Raw genomic sequence first — 21,589 nt, forward strand, 5'->3', positions numbered from 1 at the left:
TCAACGAAGAAGTAACCAAGTTTTTTAATCAAGTCATGCAAATGGATACTTTTACATTACGCCAAGAGGCTATTTCAACTGAAAAGTTCCCATGATTTTAGCTAAAAATGAACTCCGAAACTTGAGTAATAAGTACCCAACCATAAGTTTTTTCGTTTTTTGACGTCCACCTCAAACAATTTGCGGCGTTGCTTTTGTTTGTAAGATAATTGATATTACTGCTCAAAAGCGCCTTGCATAGTATTTGATCTAAACGCCAAAATTATCGAAAAACTTATGCCCAGGTACTGCTCAGGTACTTAGTGAAAACTGAATTACTTAATCAAGAAATCTTCTATCTTTCGGCCGTTATCAATTTCATTCTTGAATACAGTTGGCATTCTGCCTTGTCCGGTCCATTGAACAAGTTGTCCATCAACAGTGATTTCATATTTAGGCGGACGAGGTGCACGTTTTTTAGGGGCGGCTTTTACTGCACCAAGATCTTCTACAGATAAACCAATCGCTTCCATTTGCTGGCGAATTTTTTCAATTTCAGCATCTCTTTCAGCGTTTGCTTTTTTTAGCTCTTCTTCTAACTGTTCACGTTCAACAATGATTTTTTCCAGTTTAACTGCGACTTCTTTTAATTCTTCAACTGAAAGCTCTTTTACTGCAGCTTTAAATCTACGACCATGAGTTAATATTTCCAAAAAATCGTTCATTACTCGCATTCCTATTTATATTTTATTAAATTTTATTACATATTAATAATGCATTTGAATTGGGTCAACTGAATCTTTTATGTCATTTTTTTGTAGTGCCACTCACTACTAAATTCTGTTTTAAATCAGGATTAAGGTTTATTTAGAAATGCAGATTTTACTATTAAATCCATTTTTAAACAGTGAAATATATCTTAAAGTTATGTTTTTTTAGAGGAAAGCTTACAAATCTAATGCTTTAATTACAGATGCAATAATCTAAATAGGATCTAGAAATGGCTTCAGGCACTTCAAGAACTCAAGTGGTTAGCGTAGAAAATCTGCAATTGCATAACTTAGCGCACGGACAAGACCGAAAAGCGAAAGTAAGCGTTCAGTTACAAGGTAAAACGGTTGCGTTTGAAGTTACAGTGAAGAGAGACACAGATAAATTAAATATATTTTGTAAACACTGTAAGAGTGGAATTATTGATCGAACAAGTAAATCTACCATTCAAGAAGGGGAAAGGACATTAAAAGCTTATGTCGTTTCATCTGAAGCACTGGATAATAGATCGTTTTTTAGCACTTTTTATACACTGGGAGTGGGCGAAAAACAAAAAGCTATTGAAGCCTGCTCGTCAGATAAGATGGTTCAACTATTAGCTGATACAAAAATCACATTAGAAGGTGCAGTTGTTGTTTTTATTCTTGACAATCTTTTAGATGATAATGGAAACAAGTTAAAAGAGGTTGCTTCTAAAAGTTCTATAGCGATATCTAGACTTATTTCAACACAAGAGTGGCAACAACAATCTTGCAGTGTTAAAAAAAGCTTATTAGCTCAATTAACGAAAGAACAACTGCATAATGTTATGGAAAAAGTTTCTGATGACGAAAGGTTGAATATAGTTAGTATACTTTTAACTTCGAATGAGGTTGAACCTGAAATCGACGATGGTTTTGTTTTAACGAGTAACACGACTGTTTCATCTAAACTTTTAAGCAGTGATCAATTATTAAACCTTAGCCATGAAAAACTATCAGATATTTTTGAAGATACTAAGTTATATGGTGATTTAATTGACAAATTAACTACCAGTGAGTTGAAACAACTTATAGATATTCTTATAGAGCCAAACAAAAGTAAAGTTGTCGGCGTTGCTCTCGCAGAACTGAAAATCCCTATGGAAAAAGCTCGACTTGAATTACTAGTTAAACACTCCCAACCTTCAGAAGAGTGGGCTTCAATATTCGAAGGCTATGATGATGGTGTGTTTGTAGAGTTTTTTGATCAACTCCTGAACTGTCAATTTGAAGACCAAAATCATTTAAGTGAGATACTTGGAGTTATCGTAAAAAATGAAAAATTACGAGGCCAAATATTAGAAAGTGGATTGCCAAAATTAAGTAGTCGCACAGTAGGTATTTTAGGGTTCCACTTAGATACAGTGTCTACCAAGTTGCTATTAGAAGAGTCTATTTCGAAAGAACTATCGGTTTCTAAATGTGTCTCTTTATTGGTAGGTAAACGACAAAAAGTAGTAAGTCCATTGGGGCAGACCAAAAAAAGCTACGAATTGGAAGAATTGAAAGGAGCTTTTTCTTTTAAAGTGGAAGATATTCAGCGTGTTTGGAATTCTGTTGCAGTTGATAAAGATAAATGGGCAGCTTTGCTTTATGTTTGTCCCCCAGCCGTTTCAAAACAAGTTGTGATTGCTTTAATTAAGCAGGATTCAGAAGTTGGAAGAAACCCTAGGTATCCTCTTCCTTATGATGCAGGCGTAACATTTCGTCACCCTGAGGATGCATTGGAGCTGTACCCTAGGTTATCGGAAGAAACATGGTCAAGTTCATTGTTCTACCCCAGTAACATGCTGCAAACTCGCAGAGTAAATCAATACGAAACGGATACAAGGCCACTGCTGAGCCATATAGATAGACAAGATGTCAGGGCTTTATTTCAAAAGCATCCAGATATAGAAACTCAAGCACTAATTGTGAAACAATTATCTCCAGAGCAAGTTGGCCACTTTTTATTTGATGATAGGCTTGATTTTGAGCAATTTATTTCACTTCCTCCATCGATTCAACTTGATTTATTAGCTAAATCTGATGGGTTAACTCTGACCGTATCAAGTATGTTTAGTGAAAAAAATGAGGGGAAATCTGAGAATTTTAACGCTCTTCAAGCGGAATTTTATGAACGGTTTAAGCAACAAACACTTCGAAAATCAGCAGATTTGATTGCTGGTTTTGAGCATAAAACAGAAGAAGCATTACAACTGATGAGTCTGCTAACTCCTGAGAAACAGTTCGAACTATTGAATATGATTTTTTCGTTATATTCAGATAGAGCTAACTCTTTTATTGAAGCATTGTCTCGTTCACAAAAATTTAACCAGTTGGTATGCGAGAATATGGAAGCTTCACTTTCCATTTTAAAACGAATGTATGATAGAGATGCATTCGATTTTTCGTTATTCGTATATGAAGTGCCGGCGAAACAACGTGAAGAACTTAAGGGCATGCTTAAATCTAGGTATCCTGCACTCAAAGGGAGTTTTGATTCCTATTTTAACGATGACAACTCATAGAAAAAATTACCACAGAGGGAAACGTCTGTCAGATAACGGAAAATGCGTTATTGATATTCCCTCTTTTCAATTAAGTTTTCCTTTTTTGTGAATTGATGAGAAAACTCATTGCATCAGTAACAACACTATATCTACAGGTTGACGTTTACGTTAACTAGCATTAAAGTGTTGTCAATTCCCATTGGTTTTATACCGATGACACTTAAAAGTACATTCTTCTGTTAAGGAAACTCCATGAAAGTATTGGTACCCGTCAAGCGCGTCGTTGATGCCAATGTAAAAGTCAGAGTCAGTGCTGACAATACAAAGGTAGAAACCGCTAATCTAAAAATGGCCATTAATCCATTTTGTGAAATTGCAGTAGAAGAAGCAGTAAGATTGAAAGAAGCTGGCATCGCTACTGAAGTAGTGGTTGTTAGTATTGGCCCTAAAGTGGTTCAGGAGCAAATCCGTACTTCAATGGCGTTAGGAGCTGACAGAGGTATTCAGATTGAAACAGATGCTGAACTGGTTCCATTATCTTTAGCCAAAATTCTTAAGGCTGTTCAAGAAAAAGAAAATGCTGAAATTGTTATGTTTGGTAAGCAATCTATTGATGGCGATAATAACCAAACAGGGCAAATGTTTGCTGCATTAACGGGAATGCCGCAAGCGACTTTTGCATCTGAAGTGAAAATTGAAAACAATCAAGCAATCGTTACTCGTGAAGTTGATGGTGGTTTACAAACGTTATCAATGCCATTGCCTGCAGTTGTTACAACAGACTTACGTCTTAATGAACCAAGATATGCCAAATTACCTGATATCATGAAAGCAAAGCGTAAGCCTTTAGAGGTGATTGCTGTTGATGATTTAGGCGTTGCTCTTAAAGAGCATCAAACAGTACTGAAAGTGAATGCTCCCGCAGCTCGTGAAGCTGGTGTGATGGTTTCTTCTGTTGAAGAGCTAGTGGAAAAACTACAGAACGAAGCAAAGGTGATCTAAATGGCAATTTTAGTATTAGCAGAACACGATAACGCAAGTTTAAAACTCGAAACAGCTAAAACAGTTGCAGCAGCCAATGCTTTACCTGGTGATGTACATGTTTTGGTTGTAGGTCACCAAGCTCAAGCTGCTGCTGAAGCGGCTAAAAGCCTGTCTGGTGTAACGAAGGTAATTTTACTGGATGATGCCGCTTATGACGCACAGTTGGCTGAGAATGTATCTAAAGCGGTTTTAGACATTGCATCAGATTACGATTACATTCTGGCTACCGCTACGACTACAGGTAAAGATGTATTACCAAGAGTTTCAGCACTGTTAGATGTTGCTCAAATTTCTGAAGTTGTTGAAGTGGTTTCAGAAGATACCTTTGTTCGTCCTGTTTACGCAGGTAATGCTATGGCAACGGTACAATCACACGACGCTAAAAAAGTGATGACGGTTCGTGCGAGTGCTTTTGATGCCGTAGCCAATGATGGCAATGCCGAGTTGGTTACTTTGTCGAGTGTTATTGAGGCGAGCACCAAGTTTGTTTCTCAAGAGTTAACTGAGTCAGAGCGTCCTGAGTTAAGCAGTGCTGGTGTGATTGTTTCAGGTGGTCGTGGTATGGGAAGTGGTGAAAACTTTGCCATTCTTGAACAACTGGCCGATAAATTAGGTGCTGCGGTTGGTGCATCACGTGCAGCGGTTGATGCTGGTTTTGTTCCAAACGATATGCAGGTTGGTCAAACGGGTAAGATTGTTGCTCCAGAACTTTATATTGCAGTAGGTATTTCCGGTGCGATTCAACATCTAGCTGGTATGAAAGATTCTAAAGTGATTGTGGCTATCAACAAAGACCCTGAAGCGCCAATTTTCCAAGTTGCAGATTATGGTTTAGAAGCCGATTTATTTAAAGTACTTCCAGAGCTTATTGAGAAACTCTAAACTTTAATAATTTATTGAAATTAAAGCTCTATCTTACCTATAGATAGGGCTTTTTTTGTTTTAAGTGTTAACATTATTTAATTACGTTTCTGACAAATTAGTCGTTATGCTCTGACATTACTTATGTTCTACAAAAGTAAGAAAGCTGTATGACGATATTTTCCTATGCTGATTCACCCTTATCTATTTTCCCACCTGTATTAGCCATTACTCTAGCCATAATAAGTCGTCGAGTTTTACTTTCTTTGGGGGCTGGAATCATTGCTGGTGGTTTGTTGATTTGCAATTTTTCAGTGCTGGATGCTGCTAAATACATAGGTGCGACAGTCACAGGTTTATTTTGGAGTAACGGCAATATCAATACTTGGAACATTTACATTTTATTGTTTTTAATTTTGTTAGGTTTAATGACTGCTGTTATGACCGTCAGTGGAAGTGCAAAGGCATTTGCCCAATGGGCACAAAAGCGGGTAAATAATCGTCGTGACGTTAAATTGCTCACTATGATGCTGGGAATTGTAATTTTTATTGATGACTATTTTAATAGCTTAGTCGTAGGCTCTGTCGCGCGTCCTTTGACGGATCGATATCATATTTCCAGAGCAAAACTGGCTTATATACTGGATTCTACCGCTGCACCTGTATGTGTGATTTCACCCGTTTCAAGCTGGGGTGCGTATATTATTGCATTAATTGGTGGCATTTTAACTCGTCATGGCATCCATAATATGAGCTATTTAGGAGCATTTGCCACGATGATCCCTATGAACTTTTATGCCATTTTTTCTCTGTTATTGCTGTTTTGTGTTTGCATGTTCGGGCTTGATGTTGGCTCGATGAAACTACACGAATTGAATGCTCAAAGAGGTGAACTATACGATCCAATTAAAGGGATTCCCCCTGGCAGCATTGCTGAATTGCCAGAAGAACAAAACGGGAAAGCATCTGGGTTATTTTTCCCAATAGGAGTATTAGTTCTCGCTACAGTTTCGTTTATGATATTGACGGGTAGTCAACAGCTCCATTCAGATCACCTTACATTTTCATTGATCAGGGCGTTTGAAAAAACCAATGTCAGTTTATCGTTAGTACTTGGCTCAATTGTTGGGTTGAGTGTGGCGTTGTGGTTTGCCATAAGGCAGAAGATGCCAAAGCACAAAATTTGTTTATCATTAATGGATGGGTTTAAATCCATGCTGCCTGCACTTTATATTTTGGTGTTTGCTTGGACAATTTCGGGAATAATTGGTCAATTAAACACTGGGAAATATATGGCGAGTTTGGCTTCGAGTAATATTCATTTCTCATTATTGCCTGCAGCTATGTTTGTGTTGGCTGGGATCACTTCATTTGCTACAGGAACAAGTTGGGGGACATTTGGTATCATGCTGCCAATTGCTGCTGATATGTCGATGGGAACCCATGTATCTATGATGCTGCCCATGCTAGCTTCAGTGCTTTCGGGTTCTGTATTTGGTGACCATTGTTCTCCTATATCGGATACCACCATTTTGTCTTCGACAGGCGCCAGTTGCCATCATATTGATCACGTTACTACTCAGTTACCATATGCGCTGATGTCTGCCACTATCACCATGTTTGGGTACTTAGTATTAGGGTTAACAGAATCCGTTACTTGGGGTATTGCCACTTGCTGTGTTTTATTTATTGGTTTGGTCGCAATATTAAGATATAAAGCTTCTAAGCCATGAGATAAAAGGACACTTCCTTCTATTTCTTGTTATCATTCCAATACGATAATAAGAAAGGACCCTCAGCTATGGCTCAGCTTTATTTTTATTACTCTGCAATGAATGCAGGAAAATCCACTTCTTTACTTCAATCATCTTATAACTACCGTGAACGTGGAATGAACACATTAGTGTTAACGGCAGCTATTGATGACCGTTATGGTGTAGGCAAAGTGGCATCACGAATTGGGCTTGAGACTGAAGCTAATATTTTTGGCGCTGATTCAAATTTAATTGAACTTGTTGATGCATCCATAAAAGACCAAGACATACATTGTATTTTGGTGGATGAAAGCCAATTTTTGACAAAAGAACAAGTTAAACAGTTAACTCATGTTGTCGATAACATGGATATTCCTGTGTTGTGTTACGGTTTGAGAACCGACTTCCAAGGGGAACTATTTACTGGGAGTCAGTATTTATTGGCTTGGTCTGATAAATTGGTAGAGCTTAAAACTATTTGTCATTGTGGACGTAAAGCTAATATGGTGGTGCGTCTTGATGGAAACGGTAATGTCATGAAAGAAGGTGAGCAAGTTGCGATTGGTGGCAATGAAAGCTACGAGTCAGTTTGCCGTAAGCATTATCGCGAGTTTATTTGGGATCAGTAAGTTCAATTTAAAAAAACTCCAAAGCTAACGATTTATCTGCCAGATTTCAGCCTGAAAGTCATTGATTTTAGGCTGTTCTTATATTTGGGGTTGACCTGTGACTGTTACCTTCATATCTGATGCTGTTTGGTGTCAATCATCTAATTCTCTTAGCCGTATTGATGATTTTACGCTAATGCGAGTTGCCGAAAGTTCGATTAAAAATATAGATACTAAACTTACACTTAACCTCAGTACGAGAAACTGGTTTCCTAAAACCAGAACTTATAGAGTTGCCATCGGTTTTGGGGATATTAAAGTAGTTCATGATAGCTTTATAAGAAGGGCTGTTGCTAATTTTTGTGGGGCGGGAGCGATCGTCCCAGAGCAGATAAAAGATCAACTTTCTAGCCGCCTTGCCCGTTTGAATGTGAGAGAAAACAAGGCTGTTCGAAAAGAATACGGCATTCATCATGAAAATGTTTTATCAATAAAAACGGCACTTAGTGCAATAAAAGGAGCAAAGCCACTATTCATCCTTGATATTGATGAAACGATTATCAGTTTTTCAATGTCTTGTTTTCCAAAAGATGAGGAGTCCCCAAGTTTTCAGTACCAGTATGTTGAAAGCTTAAGTGTGATAAGACAAGTACAGGGCAATTTTAGATTACGATTCCCACATGGGCGATTGATATTAATGACCAATGTAGATCGAGAGACCACATTGAGTAAACTTAAAAAATTTAAAATAGACCCGAGGTGGTTCGATGGTGTCAATACCATTGATGAAGCTAAATCAGAGATAGAGAAGCGAAATAAAGGGTTAAGGTTATTGGCTTACATGGAACAAAGTGACTTTCATCCTGATGGTATTTACTTTATTGACGATAGCTCAACAAATTGTGCTTCAGTGCGAACAGTGGCATCTAGTGCATCGATACCTTGTCATTCTTTTCATATGATTGCTTCGGCTGTGTCAAAGTATCGTAAGCTCGCTTATCTTGCTGATGCTCAATCAGAAGTTGAATATTTCAGAACACATAAACAAGCGGAGTCGGAGTGTGTGACAAGTATAGCTTTACAATGCATGAAGCAAGGCCAGTTAAGATCTTGGTTGAATTAAGTACCTGACCATAAGTTTCTTAAGATTTTCTTGTGCTCAGTTTCAGCACTCTACAGCGTTGCAATTCCGGTTACATAGCTACGGCTATGCGACTCTTCATTGCGCCTTGTATTGCACTAAAACTGAACACTATAATTTTCAAAGAACTTATCGACAGGTACTTAAGTATCATCTAAAGGAAGTTATGGAATTTAAGTTTTGTGTTGCTACTAGGATAATTTTCGATAAGCCTGTGCCCAGTCATTAGAGCTAGCCAATAGTCGCAAAATACCCCAAATAGTTGTAATGCAGCATCAAACTCTTTTCTGTTTAATAGGCTTAATTCGGGATGTGAATCCAAATAAGCAGAAATGAGTGAATTTTCATCAGATTCATTGAGATTATGATTGGCAATTAACGATGCCAATTCATACAAGGAATGTGATTGACAAGCGTATTCAAAATCAATACAGATTAATTGACCATCTTTGATAAGTATATTATCTGGGTTTAAATCTCTGTGACAGAATTGAGGTTTTACATTTAAACATTCAAGAGAATGAACCCAATTTTTGATGTTTGGTTGCAGAGCATCCAGTTTTGTTTTCAGCTTATGCCACTGCTTATTTTCATTGCGTAGATAAGAGTCATTTACTTGTGGTAACTGGGCAGCAATGGATTCAACTTGTTGTTGGTAAATTTGCCATTGTTGTTCACAAGAGATGATTTTTGTAGGTAAGGGCAGTGTACTGAGATCTTTTAACAGTTTTTGGATGTCTTTTAATCTATATCTTTTATCTGTCGGTTGGTGAACATATTCACTCAAATAGAAGTTATGATCTTCACTTACCCAAAATAACTTTGGTGCAAGACCACGTTGTTCTGCTATTTGCCAACACTCAATTTCATTTCTTCTATCACAAATAAAACTGGATTCAGCAGAATTGACTCTGAGTACATAATCTTGCATGGAAGTGCTGATTAAAAAATTACGATTGCTTTTTCCCGCTGTAAGCGTAGATACAGAAGTAATGTGCTGAATGATTGAGCGCTTTGTATCCCGCTCACAATATTCAAGCGCACTCATTACTTCTGCAGGAAAAGAGCCCATTAAGTCAAGGACTCCGTTTTATTGTTAATCGAGTTTTGTTTCATTGAATCTCGCCATTGTTTATAACCAATGATCGCAAGTACAAGGTATAAGCCAAACAATACCGAAGTGAGCATCAACTCTTTATTGATATAGAGGTAAAGAGATACAGAGTTTATGACTAACCAATAGAGCCAGTTTTCCAATACCTTTTTAGCTACTAAGTAAGTCGTTACTATCGCAAAGCAGGTTGTAGCAGTATCTAAATATGGATACGAGGCATGAGTATGATTTGCCATAAAGTATCCTAGAATAAGAGACACGACAGTGGTCGTTGCAATAATCGCTAAATGCCTTTGTTTAGACCAAGAAACAACTTTAACGCCATGACTATTATTCCCGCCTTTAGTCCACATCCAATAGCCATAAACTGCCATCGCGATGTAGTAAAAGTTAAGAATAGAGTCCATTAGTAAGGAGACTTTCCAAAAAATAATGGTGAAAATAAGTGAGCTAGAAAAAGCAGCAGCCCAGCACCAAATATTTTGTTTCATTGCTAATACTAGGTAAGCAACAGCAAGAATAACCGCAAGCGCTTCCCAATTGGTCATTACAGACATTTCAGACTGTATTTTTGTGAGTAGTTCCATAATTACTCTTTATGGGTTAAGTCGAGTTCTGAGCCGATAAACTTACACACAAATACGGCTTTTCCCCATTTAGAATGTGCAGCTTGCATTTCTGTGGCAAGCATACTCATGACCTCTTGATAATCACCACATAATTGAGTTGCCATGGCATTAGTGGTACGAGTGATGTTTGGATAGTTACGTAGGCGTTCAATAAACCACTGGATAGGTTCTAAGTAGTTTTCATTAAACGGATACATGCTAATTTCAGCGGTAAGTTTCATTGTTTATTTCCAAAGACATGATGGCCACATTTAATTTGATGTCAGGATCGATAAGAGCAATAGTGCGGTAAGGCAACCGTCCGTTACAGGATGTAACGGTCGTGAGTACATGGACGTACGCTTCTGTTGCCGTGCGCACTATTGCTCTTTTACATCAGACCAAACTGATAATTAAAACTTGATATTCGTGGTGATACCAAACGCTCTTGGGTCACCAAAGCGAATGTATTGTTTCTTCACCCAATCTTGATCGGGTTCGTTACCAAAGAAGAAACCACGAACGCCGTATTTCTTATCAAATAAGTTACGTCCCCAAAGGTAAACGCCCCAATCATCAGTTTCATAGCCAACTCTGGCATTGAAGATTTGGTAACCTTTTGACTTAGAGTCATTACTATCAGAGTAGAAGAACTTACTCTTACCACTGGTATTCAAGTTAACAAAAATACCACTATCAGCGCGATAAGTCGCACCTAAGCTGTTTGTGAACTTAGGAGCGTGTGCAAGCTCACGACCCGATAAGTCGATAACTTTACCGCGTTTGTCTTTATAGCTGTAATCGCCATAGGTTGCACGCAATAGACCTAGACTTGCATACAGCTCTAAGTTGTCAGTCGCTTGCCACTTAGCATCAACCTCTAGACCATAGTTGCTTGAGTTCCCCGCATTCTCTGTATAAAGGATAAAACGATCTGGACGGTCAGGATCTTGCTCAGATGCTGAAACTTGCTGGTCTTGTCTATCCATGTAGAACAAAGCAACATTAGTGCTTAGAGAGTTATCCAACCAACGAGATTTGAAACCTAGCTCGTAGTTGTAAAGCACTTCAGTATCAAACTGTTTTTTATCTTCGAAACCTTTTGGCAAGCTCATGTTAAAGCCACCAGCTTTATAGCCACGAGCGATTCGGATATAAGTGCTGTGTTGCTTAGAAAGCGTCTTACTCAGTGAGATATGACCGCCCCACATATTTTCAGATGGTGAGAAAGCCTCTTTTTTATTGTCTGAATAATCGCTATTACGACGCTCAAAACGCAGACCATTGGACAAGCTATAGCCATTACCCAAATCAGTATCTAATTGACCGAATACAGCATAGTTTGTAGCTTCATAATCGGAATCGATACCACCACGGCCACCATTATAAACATCAAACTGCTTGTTATCTTCATTTAGATTCATGGCGTAAATACCAACTAACCAATCAGTTGAACCTGAGAAGATACGACCTGATTCTTTTGATGTTAAACGAAACTCTTGAGATAGAGTTTTACGATTCCCAGTTTTGCTCCAAATTGCATTGTATTCGCATGGCTTATCACCACAGTTTCGGCTCTCCCAATATTTAGGGTTTGCCCAATCGCTGTCATATGCATGTTGATGCTTGCTATCAGCAAAAGAGGTAATAGAAGTAATGTTAAAGTCAGCGGCACCTGTATGGCTTATTTTAAGGCTTGAACCAGTCGTGCGTTGACTGTCTTTACCCGGCTTGTCACTTAAGGTGTTAAAGCCGTTGTTATTTAATGTCCAAGCGTCATAACCATTGTCGAAATTGGCATGTAAAACCGTTAAATCTGCGGTAGTGTCATCGTTGATTAACCAATGCAGTTTCATTCGGCCTGAGAACTCATCACGCTTGTTAGTATCATCGCGATTCAAAAAGGTGTTATCTCTGAAGCCGTTTTGGTTGTGTTGCTGAATCGAAACGCGATAAAGCACTGAATCAGAAATAGGACCAGAACTAAAACCGCTAAAAGTGCGTAAGTCATCATTACCTAGGGATAGTTCTGCACCATGTTCAAATACATCGCTTGGGTCATTACTTTTTAAATAAATCAGGCCAGCTAATGCATTAGCGCCATAGCGAGTGCCTTGGGGACCTCTTAACACTTCAACTTGTTGTAAGTCGTACATGCTAGAAACCATGCCCAAACCAGATAAGTCTATATCATCAATGACATAACCTACTGATGAGTTAGGAGCACCTTGATAATCTTCTTGTTCACCTACGCCACGGATTTGGAAGTAACGTGGACGAGAAGTCGCACCAGACCAGTTAAAGTTGGCAATTGAATTAAGCACATCTTCAAAGTGGTGGTCACCTTCATCTTCTAATTGTTTGGCATCAATGATGGTTGCACTTGCAGGCAAGGTAAGTAAATCGTGTTGACGGAAATCTGCGGTAACTTTGATAACTTCAATATCGTCATTCTGATTGGTGTCAGCAAAAGCTTGCCCACATACGGCAGCAGAAATAATCAGAGCTAGTGGAGATAATTTTTGTTTTAAAGCTTGGTTTAACATGGGACCTCAAAAATATTCTGAGATCCGGCATTCGGTAAGCGATGTGAAAGTGCAAGTTTTACGACTACTCTAAATGACATGAAAGTATTCATATCATCTTTTATGGTCAATTAGCCCATTCCTACGCCGGTATAAGCCGGATCAGGTTCTAAGGGTTTAATCTCAGTTTGCAAAGCTCAATCAAGCTTTACAAACACCCCTTGGCGAGGGCAAGTATATATGAAACCAAAACAAAAAATGAGACAAATGTTGCAAAAATATGAATAAAAAAGGCCTGCATGCTTTATATTTGAGCAAATAGTCAATATTGAATGAGAAAAACTAGAGGGGATTAAGCGGTTTTCTAAATTTAAATGAAAACCGCTTAAAAAGTGGCAGTTAGATCAAAGCGGGAATTCCCTTAATCATACCCACGGCAAGCATTGCTGCTAAGCAGATTACAAAAGCCAAAGTAGGGATAACGACACGATCAGCAAATGAAAGCTGTTTTGGTCTTTCTTTATCGCCAATTAATCCATTGTTATCCAAAAGCATGGTTAGTGCCCAAGCGAGAACAGGGTTAGCCACAAAAGCTGCAAAAATACATATCCCAGCCGCTTGGCTACTCACGCTGTCTTTCACCATTTGTAAGCCAGCTTCAAGTAATGGTAAGAATACCCCAACAAGCAACGCAATAGACATCACTGGTCGCCAAACCGCTACATCCATTGGGTAACCCAGAATTGCTACCACAATACACAAGAGTCCAAGTAAGATCGCACCCGCAGGAATAGGGCGTTTGGCAATCGCAGCAGGTATCATATAAGTTCCCCAAGATGAAGTGATATTACCACCACCAACAGCGGTACCGACAATTTGACGAAGAGAGCAAGTTGTCATGGTATCGTCAACGTCCATCAACACTTTATCTGTACCTTTAGGGTAGTTAAGCTCTTGGAATATGCGGTGACCCAAGAAATCAGGTGACCACATAGCTACAGCCAAAATGGCAAATGGCAGAGACGCAATAAAGTGTTCAAAGTTAGGTAAGCCTAACTGCCAACCTGTTTCAGTAGATCCCCACCAATAGACTGGGTTTAAGTTTGGTAAACCCGGTGCTGTTACAAATTGTAAATCAAGCCCTGCACCAAGAACAAAAGCGATAACAATGGCGGTTATAGAGCAAAGCGGTATTGCAAGCCAACGCTTTTCAATTTTGGCTAAAAATGCATAAAGCACCACATTGATAAGTAAAATAACAAACGCGACATAAGATAAAGAGTAATCAAGAGCATGTTTAGCTTGAAGTCCTGCAGACCAATCAAATAATGATGTGATTTGGCCTTTGGCTCCCATGAACCCTAAATAAACGAGTAATCCTCCAGCAACACCGCTACTGGTGAGGTTAACGAGTCGTGATCCCCCTTTTAGCCAACTTAGGATCAAACCAAATACACCGATAAGAATGGCAAGAGCAAGAGGGTGCGCACCAGCAAGAGCAATAGTACCAATAAGAGGGATCATTGGGCCATGGTTGCCACCAAGGTTGGCTCTAGGATTAATAAAGCCAGAGCTTAATACACAGAATAGTAATGCTGGAATCAACATTTCGACACGCATTACTTGGATTGCGAAGTCTGCACCCAAATTAACATGAGGCCATTTCTCCGTTAAACCTGCTGCCCAAGCGGCCATAACAGCTGAATACATTACGGTAATACCGATAGTACCGGCGATAGCTGGAACAAGATCTTCCCATTCAAAGCGGAAATCACGGCCGGGTAAGTTAAGCCCCCAACGACGAGGCTTCATAATTTTTAGTTCGTTTTCAAGGTAGTCGCTTCTGGTTTCAAACTCAGAAGCAGGGCGGTGCAACTCATTATAGCTCGCATCGTCCACGTTTTGATTGTTCATTTTATTATCTGACATAAATAGTATTGCTCCCAGAAGTTGAAACTGAGATGTTCTCACATTTGAGAATACATAAAATTAAATTGGTAATACCAATTTACCTGTGGCAATGGTAACAAATGAAATGGTGTAGCGTCGGTATCGAAATCACAGCTTAAAAGATTGGTTGGAAAAAATTGCGATCTTGCTAACAAAAACGGGTGCTTAAAATTAGAGGTCGGTTGAAAAATGGGCGGTGAAATACAAAATTATCGTAGTTTATATGTGTGAATGTGGTTTTTTAACATGTGATAATCGAGCATAAAAAAAGCGGCTGAAAAGCCGCTTTTTAATGAGAAGAAACTATCTTTTAGAACTTTTGTGTGTAAGTTGCTACAAAAGTACGACCATAGATGTTGTAAAGGCTAGTATCAAAGTCATTGTTTCTGTTAAGAACAGGGTCTCTGTCAGTCAGGTTACGAATACCAAAGCTGAACTTACCGTCCCAATCAGTACTATAGTTATAGTTGAAATCCATAGTAGTTTGAGAGCTTAAGTGGCCACTGCTTACACCTTGAACAGTACGCTCATATTGGCTATGAATGTACTTAGTGATCAAAGATGCACTGTGGTTATCCATATTCCAATCAATAGTGAAAGCAGCTCTTAGCTTAGGAAGACCGTTACGACCAATCTTATCAACTACAGGACCGCTGAAGAACTCTTCTTCCTCGTAGTTTAATACAAAGCTTTGATCGTAGATGAAACCAAATTCACCAAATGAAGTTTCAAGATCAGTATAAGCAATATTCAAATCAAGACCAGAAGTCTTAAGCCCTTTACCGTTCACTAATGGAGTTTCAGCAGATTCTATCTTACCGTTTGCGTTATCTCCAGAACGCTTAAGCTTACCTTGTTTGAGGTTACCGTATCCAACCTTTCGCTCTTGTTCTAATAAAGCGTCTAGAGATATGAATTGGATAGCATTTTCGATATCTAAGTTGTAGTACTCAACTTTAGTACTAAGTTGATCTGTAATGCTCCAGATTACACCTAGATTTACAAAATCAGACTTTTCAGCTTCCAACTTATCGTTAGCTTTACGAGTTACATCGTATTGTGTTGCTGCACATTCATTAGCTGGAGTTTTAGAAACTTCACAGTAATGGTAATCGGTTGCAGTATCAGAGCTGAAAGAATCAGCTGCATATAAGTCTGTTAGTGATGGTGCTCGGAAACCTTTACCCCAAGATGCACGAATTACTACATCTTCTAGTGCTTGGTATCTTAGACCAACTTTTGGAGTAGCTGCAGAGCCAAAGTCATTGTAATCATCATAGCGAAGTGCCATGTTAAATTCCAAATCATCAGTGATAGGAGCAACGGTTTCCATGAATGCTGCAATAACTTCACGCTCACCGCCTGAGCCGTTACCTGAAGAACCAATAACGTCACCAGCAGCAGTTTGTGCATCGACATCAGCTACATAATCGTATTTTAGTGCTTCCGCACCAAAGTACCAACCAATCATGCCACCGTTTAGATCAATTGCTTCGAAGTTAATACCAGCGTTAATGCTATGGAACTTCATGGTGTCACGTTTAAGAGTGTTGTGACGAATCTTGGCAATAACTGAATCAGAATTGCCTTCAGGACCGAAATTAAACTCCCCTGACTCCACTAGCTTTTCAACAGTAGGGCGGTGAACATAACCTTTCCCGTAAGCATTGTTTTCTTGTAGAGTGTAGTGATAATTGATATCCCAACCAAACTCATCGTGCTCACCAATTAATGCAAGCTGGATGTCTGTGCTGTAATCAACAGTTTCAGTATCACGAGTACCAACATCAGTGAATCTGTAGTAAACGCGGCCGTCAGTCTTGTTTTTGCCAATACCTGTAAATTTACCATCTTTGTCATAGTTACGGATATTTACAGAGTTTGCTTTTACATTGAACCAACCTGCAGCTGGTGCATATCGACCAAAAGTTTCATTGCGAGCAAATAAACCTTGACCTTCAAAGCGTAACTCGTCAGTGATTTCATATTCGCCACTTACATAACCTGCAGTGTAGCTGCGTGCTGCGTGATCAGCTGCTTCTGCGGTATAATCATAACCACAAATAAAATCGCCACCACCGTAATCGAAAGTACGACCACCGTCTACCATCTTAGGATTGTTACAGGCTTCTAAAGGACGATATACGCCGTCTTTGTCACGAAAATTACGTGCATAAGCTGAAATACCTGTAGTTTGACTAAATTTCTCTGCTTTATGTCCAGTTGCTCGCGAATAGTAACGGTCACGTTGGAAAATGATGTCACGGTTTAAATGTTCGAAAGAGAAAGAAACATTACCACGGTCGCCTGAAGCACCGCCTACAATGTGTGCTTTCCACTCATCGCCACCTTCTTTAACTGGGTTAGTACCAGTAACAGAAAGCTCTAAACCTTCAAAATCTTTGCGAAGGATAATGTTAACAACACCAGCAATAGCGTCAGAACCATAAACAGCTGATGCACCGTCACTTAGGACTTCAATGCGCTCAATCGCTGCAGTAGGGATCAAGTTCAAGTTTACTGAAGTACCACCTAGAGTTGGAGAACCAGGCATACGCTTACCGTTTAGAAGTACAAGAGTACGATCTGAACCTGCACCGCGTAGGTTGATAGCTGCTTGCGATTGTGCTGAGCTACCAGAGCGCTCTGAGAAAGAACCGAAAGAGTTTAAGTTGCTGCCTCTTAGTAGGTCACTCGCACTTAGAGCACCAGTTTTTTCGATTGCAGCTGCATCGATGGTTGTTACAGGTGAAGAACCTTCTAGATCAGTTCTTTTAATGCGTGAACCAGTTACTTCAATACGTTCTACTTTTTCAGAATCTTCTGCAGCGATAACATTTGCAGTAGACAATGTCGCGGATGTTGCACCAGCTATTAACGCGAGGCGTACAGCTTTGGCTAATACAGCATTAGCTTGCATTGTTATTTCTCCCTCAAAAACGATTTATTATTTAATTTTTTAGATTTTAAAATGTAATTTCAGGTTTATTTTGAAATAAAAATCTAATTACATTAACCCGAATATAATCACATTAAATTTTTATCGGCAACACTATGTATACAAAACAAACAATGACTGTGTTTAACAAAATTAATAACAAATCATCGGTTGTTAATTATATCTGTTAACATCTGGGTGTATTTTAAGCTAAAGAAGATGGTTGATAGGTATACGCCACAAAATATATTTTATTTTTGTGATAATTGTTTTTGTTATGTTTTAAAATTGGTTAGATATGTTTTAAATATGTTTTATTTGTTCTTGTTAAATAAAATTATAATTAATGACTGTTTGATTGTTTTTTGTTCTAGTTTCGGGTTGTAAATCTTTTAAATAAGAAAAAAATGGCTTTTTAAGAAAGGTAAATTGCTTGAATATACAGTCTTATTGACAAAAGAGCGGTTCAATATTGAACCACTCTTTACTGTTAAATTAGTATTTAGAATTTAACATTTGCTTTCAGGAAGAAGAATCGACCAATAACGTCATATGTGTATGGGTCAGTGTTCGAGTCATTGTTACCTGAGTAGTATGGAGGTTGCTTATCAAATGCGTTCTTAATACCACCTGATAGAGTAACGCTATCAGTTAGAGAATAAGAACCTAGCATGTCATGATATACAACGCTGCCTACAGTTGGAGCAACACAGTCGGCTGGATCATCTTTACAAGCAAATGAATCCATTCCGTCAATGAAGCGTACAGCATAAGTTGCAGACCAATCATCACTTGAAGCTTTAATGCTTAGGTTTGATTTAAGCTTAGCGTATGCACCTACACCACCAGTGATGTAACCTTTATAGTCTACAGCGTTTCCATCTGGGTCAAACTCTTCAAAGTTTGTAAGGATAGAAGTGTCTAAGTTAGTCTTCCATTCTAGGCCCATTGCATCGAAGCCGTATGCCACGTTGACGTCGAACCCAGAAGTTTTAGCAGCACCAATGTTTTGCAGACCATTGTTAAAGGTAATGCGACCGGTTGAATCTAGGTTGATTGCAGCAGACTTACATAGTGCAGTACCTTGGTTGATCTTGTCGCCAGAATCACTCAAACACTTATTTGCAATGTAGTTAGAATCAACTTTAGTAATTGCGTTAGTGATGTCGATATCGTAGTAGTCAACAGTTAACGATAGGTTTTCAACAAAGCTAGGCTCGATTACTACACCAGCGGTCAGCGTTTTCGCTTCTTCTGGAGTCAGTAATGGGTTACCACCAACGGTTACTTCAGCTTGAGTTTGTTTGGTTGCTTTATGCTTAACTTGGTCAAACGATGGTGAAGAACCGCCATATAGCTCGCTTACAGTTGGAGCACGGAATGCAGTAGAACTTACACCACGTAGCATGATGCTGTCGTTTAGGCGCCATGTTAAACCAAGCTTCCAAGTTTTATCAGAACCAAAAGTGCTGTAGTCGAAGAAACGTGCAGCAGCACTTAGGTCAACTTGCTCGGCTAATGGCATTTCGCTCAATAGTGGAATTGCAAATTCAGTGTAGGCTTCTCTTACGCTGAATGAACCAGAAGTCGGCTCAACACGTGGGTCGTTAGCAAGACCTTGCGCTGTTAGAGAATCAGGCGTGTAGTATGCTGATTCTTTACGGTATTCAATACCTGATGCGAAACCAACAACACCAGCAGGAAGTTCGAATAGTTCGCCAGCGAAGTTCAATGCTGCGATATCTAGTTCACTACCGCCACTATTAAGTTCTGTGTAAATAAATGGCTTGATGCTGTCGCCTTTCCAAGAAGATTGCTTGAATGGATCAAATTTCTTGTCTTGAACGGCTTTGTCGATAGCACCAATATTGTGTAAGTTGGCTAGCTTATCTACAGAATCGTTCTTACCTTTATTGTAAGAAACGTCCCAAGTCATGCCATTATCAAGCTCACCTTCAAGACCTAGAACAAGTCGAATGGTGTCAACGTTTTGTGAGAAGTTACGAGTGCCTGATTCAACCATACGACGTCCGTAGCTTAACTTTTCACCATTTTGGACAAAAGGAAGCAAATCATCAGTCATCCAACCGCCATGTTTCTTAGGCTTATAAACCCAATCATTTTTGCTCCAGATTGGTTGTGGTGCCATTTGTTGAGTTGACCAACGCTTGGTATACATCGCTTCTGAGAAGAATGTCATTGTGTCAGTTAACTCATACGTACCAGAGAAAGTTAGGTTTAGTCTTTCCATTGGTGTCGATAGGTAGCTATCTTTTGCGTAGTTATAACGGTCGTTGTTTTCACCAGAGCCTACAAATGGATGGTAGTTGTCACCACGACCACTTACATCAGCTTGTTTCTTTTTATCATCGTGATATTTGAATTCAGGCTTTCCGTCTTTGCCTGCAACATATTTACCGTAGAAGCCAGAATCACCTACAGCAAAGATTTCATTACCATCTTTATCTTTACCTGATTTGGTAATGCCATGGTTTTTGTCGCCCCAAATGTGACCGCCTTCAGAGTATGAAGAACCACCACAGAAAGTTGACTTGTTGCCTGGCTTACCTGTTTCTGCGATAGGGCAGTCAGAGAATTTACGGCTAGCTTGGCTTGCATCACCACGCTTGGTGTATTGAGCATTGATAACAAGGTTACCTTTCTCAAAAGAGTTACCTAGAGTGAAGTCGATGCTAGTTTCATTGGCATCGTCATGACCAGAGATGCCAGTTTGAGCATTTAATTCAAGGCCGTCAAAGTCACGCTTTAAAATGATGTTAACAACACCCGCAATCGCATCAGTACCATAAACGGCAGAAGCACCGTCTTTTAGGATTTCAACACGTTGAATCATTGAAACTGGGATGGTGTTTAAGTCAACGGTAGATGCTGCGCCAGTACCAGATGCAATCATACGACGACCGTTAACAAGAATTAGAGTACGGTTTGAACCTAAACCACGTAGATTGATACGGCTGTTACCACCAGAACCATTGTTAATACCTGAGTTGGTCATAGCGCCGCCAGCAGCGGTCATTTTTTGAAGCACATCATCAATTGACGTTGCACCCGTTGCGCTGATAGCAGAAGCATCAATAGTGGTAACAGGACTTGCCGTTTCCATGTCGGTTCTTTTAATACGAGAACCAGTAACTTCAATTCGCTCTACTTTAGCAGAAGAATCTTCAGCCATTACATTAGAAACAGATACTGTGCTTGAAACTGCCCCAGCAATTAATGCTAAGCGTACAGCTTTTGTTAATGTTGAATTCGAACTCATTAATAACTCCCAATACATTGTTTTTTTGTTTTTGTTGTTAATAAAACTTATTTAAACAAGTAACTTCTGGTTACCTTTTAGAAACATAATTTATTTTCAATTAACTCTGCAACATAAAAATTACAATAGGAAAGGTATTTTCGTTTTACATAAAATTAACGTGTTGGTTGTTAACTATACTTTTTGAATTAATATTTTGTTTTATTGTATAAACAGTCTATTTGACATTGGTAAATAGAGTTTTAAATAATCATATACATTTAAATTTTGTTAAATATTGTTTTAAAAGTGTTTAATTTGTTTTGTTTGTGTTTTGTTTGGTTTGTATGGGAAATAGGTTTGAGTGCTTGTTTTTTATTCTGTTTTAATTATTTTTTATTAAATCTCTGAGGGTTTTATTCCCCGCAGCTTGCTGCGAAAATAGGTGAATGAGTGAGTTTATACACAAGAGTCATAACGTAACTGTTTTGTTATATCACCTAGTTTTCCCAGCAAAATACAGAA

At 38.9% G+C, this 21,589-nt stretch carries 14 protein-coding genes, 1 pseudogene and 1 riboswitch; of the genes and pseudogenes, 7 read left to right on the top strand and 8 right to left on the bottom strand.

Going from position 1 to position 21,589, the window contains the following annotated elements:
- Positions 1 to 314: 314 nt before the first annotated feature.
- Positions 315 to 704: an H-NS histone family protein gene (locus D5018_RS17005; protein WP_121840188.1), complete on the bottom strand. Its 390-nt coding sequence runs from the start codon at positions 702 to 704 to the stop codon at positions 315 to 317.
- 275 nt (positions 705 to 979) lie between these two features.
- Here D5018_RS17005 and D5018_RS17010 point away from each other — a divergent pair, with 275 nt between their 5' ends.
- The 6 genes from D5018_RS17010 to D5018_RS17035 all read left to right on the top strand — a co-directional run bounded on the left by D5018_RS17010 (position 980) and on the right by D5018_RS17035 (position 8,652).
- On the top strand, positions 980 to 3,280 hold the full coding sequence (locus D5018_RS17010; RefSeq protein ID WP_121840189.1) for a hypothetical protein: 2,301 nt from the start codon (positions 980 to 982) through the stop codon (positions 3,278 to 3,280).
- A 234-nt stretch (positions 3,281 to 3,514) separates the two neighbouring features.
- Entirely contained in the window at positions 3,515 to 4,264 is a 750-nt protein-coding gene (locus tag D5018_RS17015) for an electron transfer flavoprotein subunit beta/FixA family protein (RefSeq protein ID WP_121840190.1), read from the top strand.
- Positions 4,265 to 5,188: an electron transfer flavoprotein subunit alpha/FixB family protein gene (locus tag D5018_RS17020; RefSeq protein WP_121840191.1), complete on the top strand. Its 924-nt coding sequence runs from the start codon at positions 4,265 to 4,267 to the stop codon at positions 5,186 to 5,188.
- Positions 5,189 to 5,337: 149 nt separating this feature from the next.
- Entirely contained in the window at positions 5,338 to 6,900 is a 1,563-nt protein-coding gene (locus D5018_RS17025; RefSeq protein ID WP_121840192.1) for a Na+/H+ antiporter NhaC family protein, read from the top strand.
- A gap of 68 nt (positions 6,901 to 6,968) precedes the next feature.
- Positions 6,969 to 7,550 (top strand): thymidine kinase, encoded by a 582-nt coding sequence (locus tag D5018_RS17030; RefSeq protein WP_121840193.1) that lies wholly within the window; start codon positions 6,969 to 6,971, stop codon positions 7,548 to 7,550.
- Positions 7,551 to 7,647: 97 nt separating this feature from the next.
- Positions 7,648 to 8,652: a DUF2608 domain-containing protein gene (locus D5018_RS17035; RefSeq protein ID WP_121840194.1), complete on the top strand. Its 1,005-nt coding sequence runs from the start codon at positions 7,648 to 7,650 to the stop codon at positions 8,650 to 8,652.
- Positions 8,653 to 8,824: 172 nt separating this feature from the next.
- On the opposite strand, the gene D5018_RS17040 is transcribed toward D5018_RS17035, so the two are convergent.
- The 7 genes from D5018_RS17040 to D5018_RS17070 form a co-directional block, all read right to left on the bottom strand.
- Positions 8,825 to 9,742, bottom strand: a complete 918-nt coding sequence (locus D5018_RS17040) for a phosphotransferase (RefSeq protein WP_121840195.1) — start codon at positions 9,740 to 9,742, stop codon at positions 8,825 to 8,827.
- Positions 9,742 to 10,371: a nicotinamide riboside transporter PnuC gene (pnuC, locus tag D5018_RS17045; RefSeq protein WP_121840196.1), complete on the bottom strand. Its 630-nt coding sequence runs from the start codon at positions 10,369 to 10,371 to the stop codon at positions 9,742 to 9,744. The genes D5018_RS17040 and pnuC overlap by 1 nt, the downstream gene beginning before the upstream one ends.
- A gap of 2 nt (positions 10,372 to 10,373) precedes the next feature.
- The gene (locus D5018_RS17050) at positions 10,374 to 10,634 is read right to left on the bottom strand and encodes a hypothetical protein (protein ID WP_121840197.1); all 261 of its coding nucleotides are present in this window, start codon (positions 10,632 to 10,634) and stop codon (positions 10,374 to 10,376) included.
- Positions 10,635 to 10,805: 171 nt separating this feature from the next.
- The gene (locus D5018_RS17055; RefSeq protein WP_121840198.1) at positions 10,806 to 12,938 is read right to left on the bottom strand and encodes a TonB-dependent receptor; all 2,133 of its coding nucleotides are present in this window, start codon (positions 12,936 to 12,938) and stop codon (positions 10,806 to 10,808) included.
- A 101-nt stretch (positions 12,939 to 13,039) separates the two neighbouring features.
- Positions 13,040 to 13,149: riboswitch (TPP riboswitch) on the bottom strand.
- Between the two features lie 167 nt (positions 13,150 to 13,316).
- Complete coding sequence (locus D5018_RS17060; protein WP_121840199.1) at positions 13,317 to 14,846, bottom strand: DUF3360 family protein; 1,530 nt, start codon at positions 14,844 to 14,846, stop codon at positions 13,317 to 13,319.
- A gap of 331 nt (positions 14,847 to 15,177) precedes the next feature.
- The gene (locus D5018_RS17065) at positions 15,178 to 17,787 is read right to left on the bottom strand and encodes a TonB-dependent receptor (protein ID WP_121840200.1); all 2,610 of its coding nucleotides are present in this window, start codon (positions 17,785 to 17,787) and stop codon (positions 15,178 to 15,180) included.
- A 520-nt stretch (positions 17,788 to 18,307) separates the two neighbouring features.
- A complete protein-coding gene (locus D5018_RS17070) occupies positions 18,308 to 21,085 on the bottom strand; it encodes a TonB-dependent receptor (protein WP_121840201.1) in 2,778 nt (925 codons plus the stop codon).
- Between the two features lie 428 nt (positions 21,086 to 21,513).
- On the opposite strand from D5018_RS17070, the pseudogene D5018_RS17075 reads away from it, so the two are divergent.
- A pseudogene (locus D5018_RS17075) lies at positions 21,514 to 21,589 on the top strand (IS200/IS605 family transposase); the annotation flags it as partial.

It is taken from the genome of Parashewanella curva, assembly GCF_003675895.1.
GTDB lineage: Bacteria > Pseudomonadota > Gammaproteobacteria > Enterobacterales > Shewanellaceae > Parashewanella > Parashewanella curva.

What these genes read in the sequence shown, in the direction of transcription:
- D5018_RS17005 (WP_121840188.1), bottom strand. Translation starts at nt 704, where the DNA reads ATGAACGATTTTTTGGAAATATTAACTCATGGTCGTAGATTTAAAGCT.
- D5018_RS17010 (WP_121840189.1), top strand. Translation starts at nt 980, where the DNA reads ATGGCTTCAGGCACTTCAAGAACTCAAGTGGTTAGCGTAGAAAATCTG.
- D5018_RS17015 (WP_121840190.1), top strand. Translation starts at nt 3,515, where the DNA reads ATGAAAGTATTGGTACCCGTCAAGCGCGTCGTTGATGCCAATGTAAAA.
- D5018_RS17020 (WP_121840191.1), top strand. Translation starts at nt 4,265, where the DNA reads ATGGCAATTTTAGTATTAGCAGAACACGATAACGCAAGTTTAAAACTC.
- D5018_RS17025 (WP_121840192.1), top strand. Translation starts at nt 5,338, where the DNA reads ATGACGATATTTTCCTATGCTGATTCACCCTTATCTATTTTCCCACCT.
- D5018_RS17030 (WP_121840193.1), top strand. Translation starts at nt 6,969, where the DNA reads ATGGCTCAGCTTTATTTTTATTACTCTGCAATGAATGCAGGAAAATCC.
- D5018_RS17040 (WP_121840195.1), bottom strand. Translation starts at nt 9,742, where the DNA reads ATGGGCTCTTTTCCTGCAGAAGTAATGAGTGCGCTTGAATATTGTGAG.
- pnuC (WP_121840196.1), bottom strand. Translation starts at nt 10,371, where the DNA reads ATGGAACTACTCACAAAAATACAGTCTGAAATGTCTGTAATGACCAAT.
- D5018_RS17050 (WP_121840197.1), bottom strand. Translation starts at nt 10,634, where the DNA reads ATGAAACTTACCGCTGAAATTAGCATGTATCCGTTTAATGAAAACTAC.
- D5018_RS17055 (WP_121840198.1), bottom strand. Translation starts at nt 12,938, where the DNA reads ATGTTAAACCAAGCTTTAAAACAAAAATTATCTCCACTAGCTCTGATT.
- D5018_RS17060 (WP_121840199.1), bottom strand. Translation starts at nt 14,846, where the DNA reads ATGTCAGATAATAAAATGAACAATCAAAACGTGGACGATGCGAGCTAT.
- D5018_RS17065 (WP_121840200.1), bottom strand. Translation starts at nt 17,787, where the DNA reads ATGCAAGCTAATGCTGTATTAGCCAAAGCTGTACGCCTCGCGTTAATA.
- D5018_RS17070 (WP_121840201.1), bottom strand. Translation starts at nt 21,085, where the DNA reads ATGAGTTCGAATTCAACATTAACAAAAGCTGTACGCTTAGCATTAATT.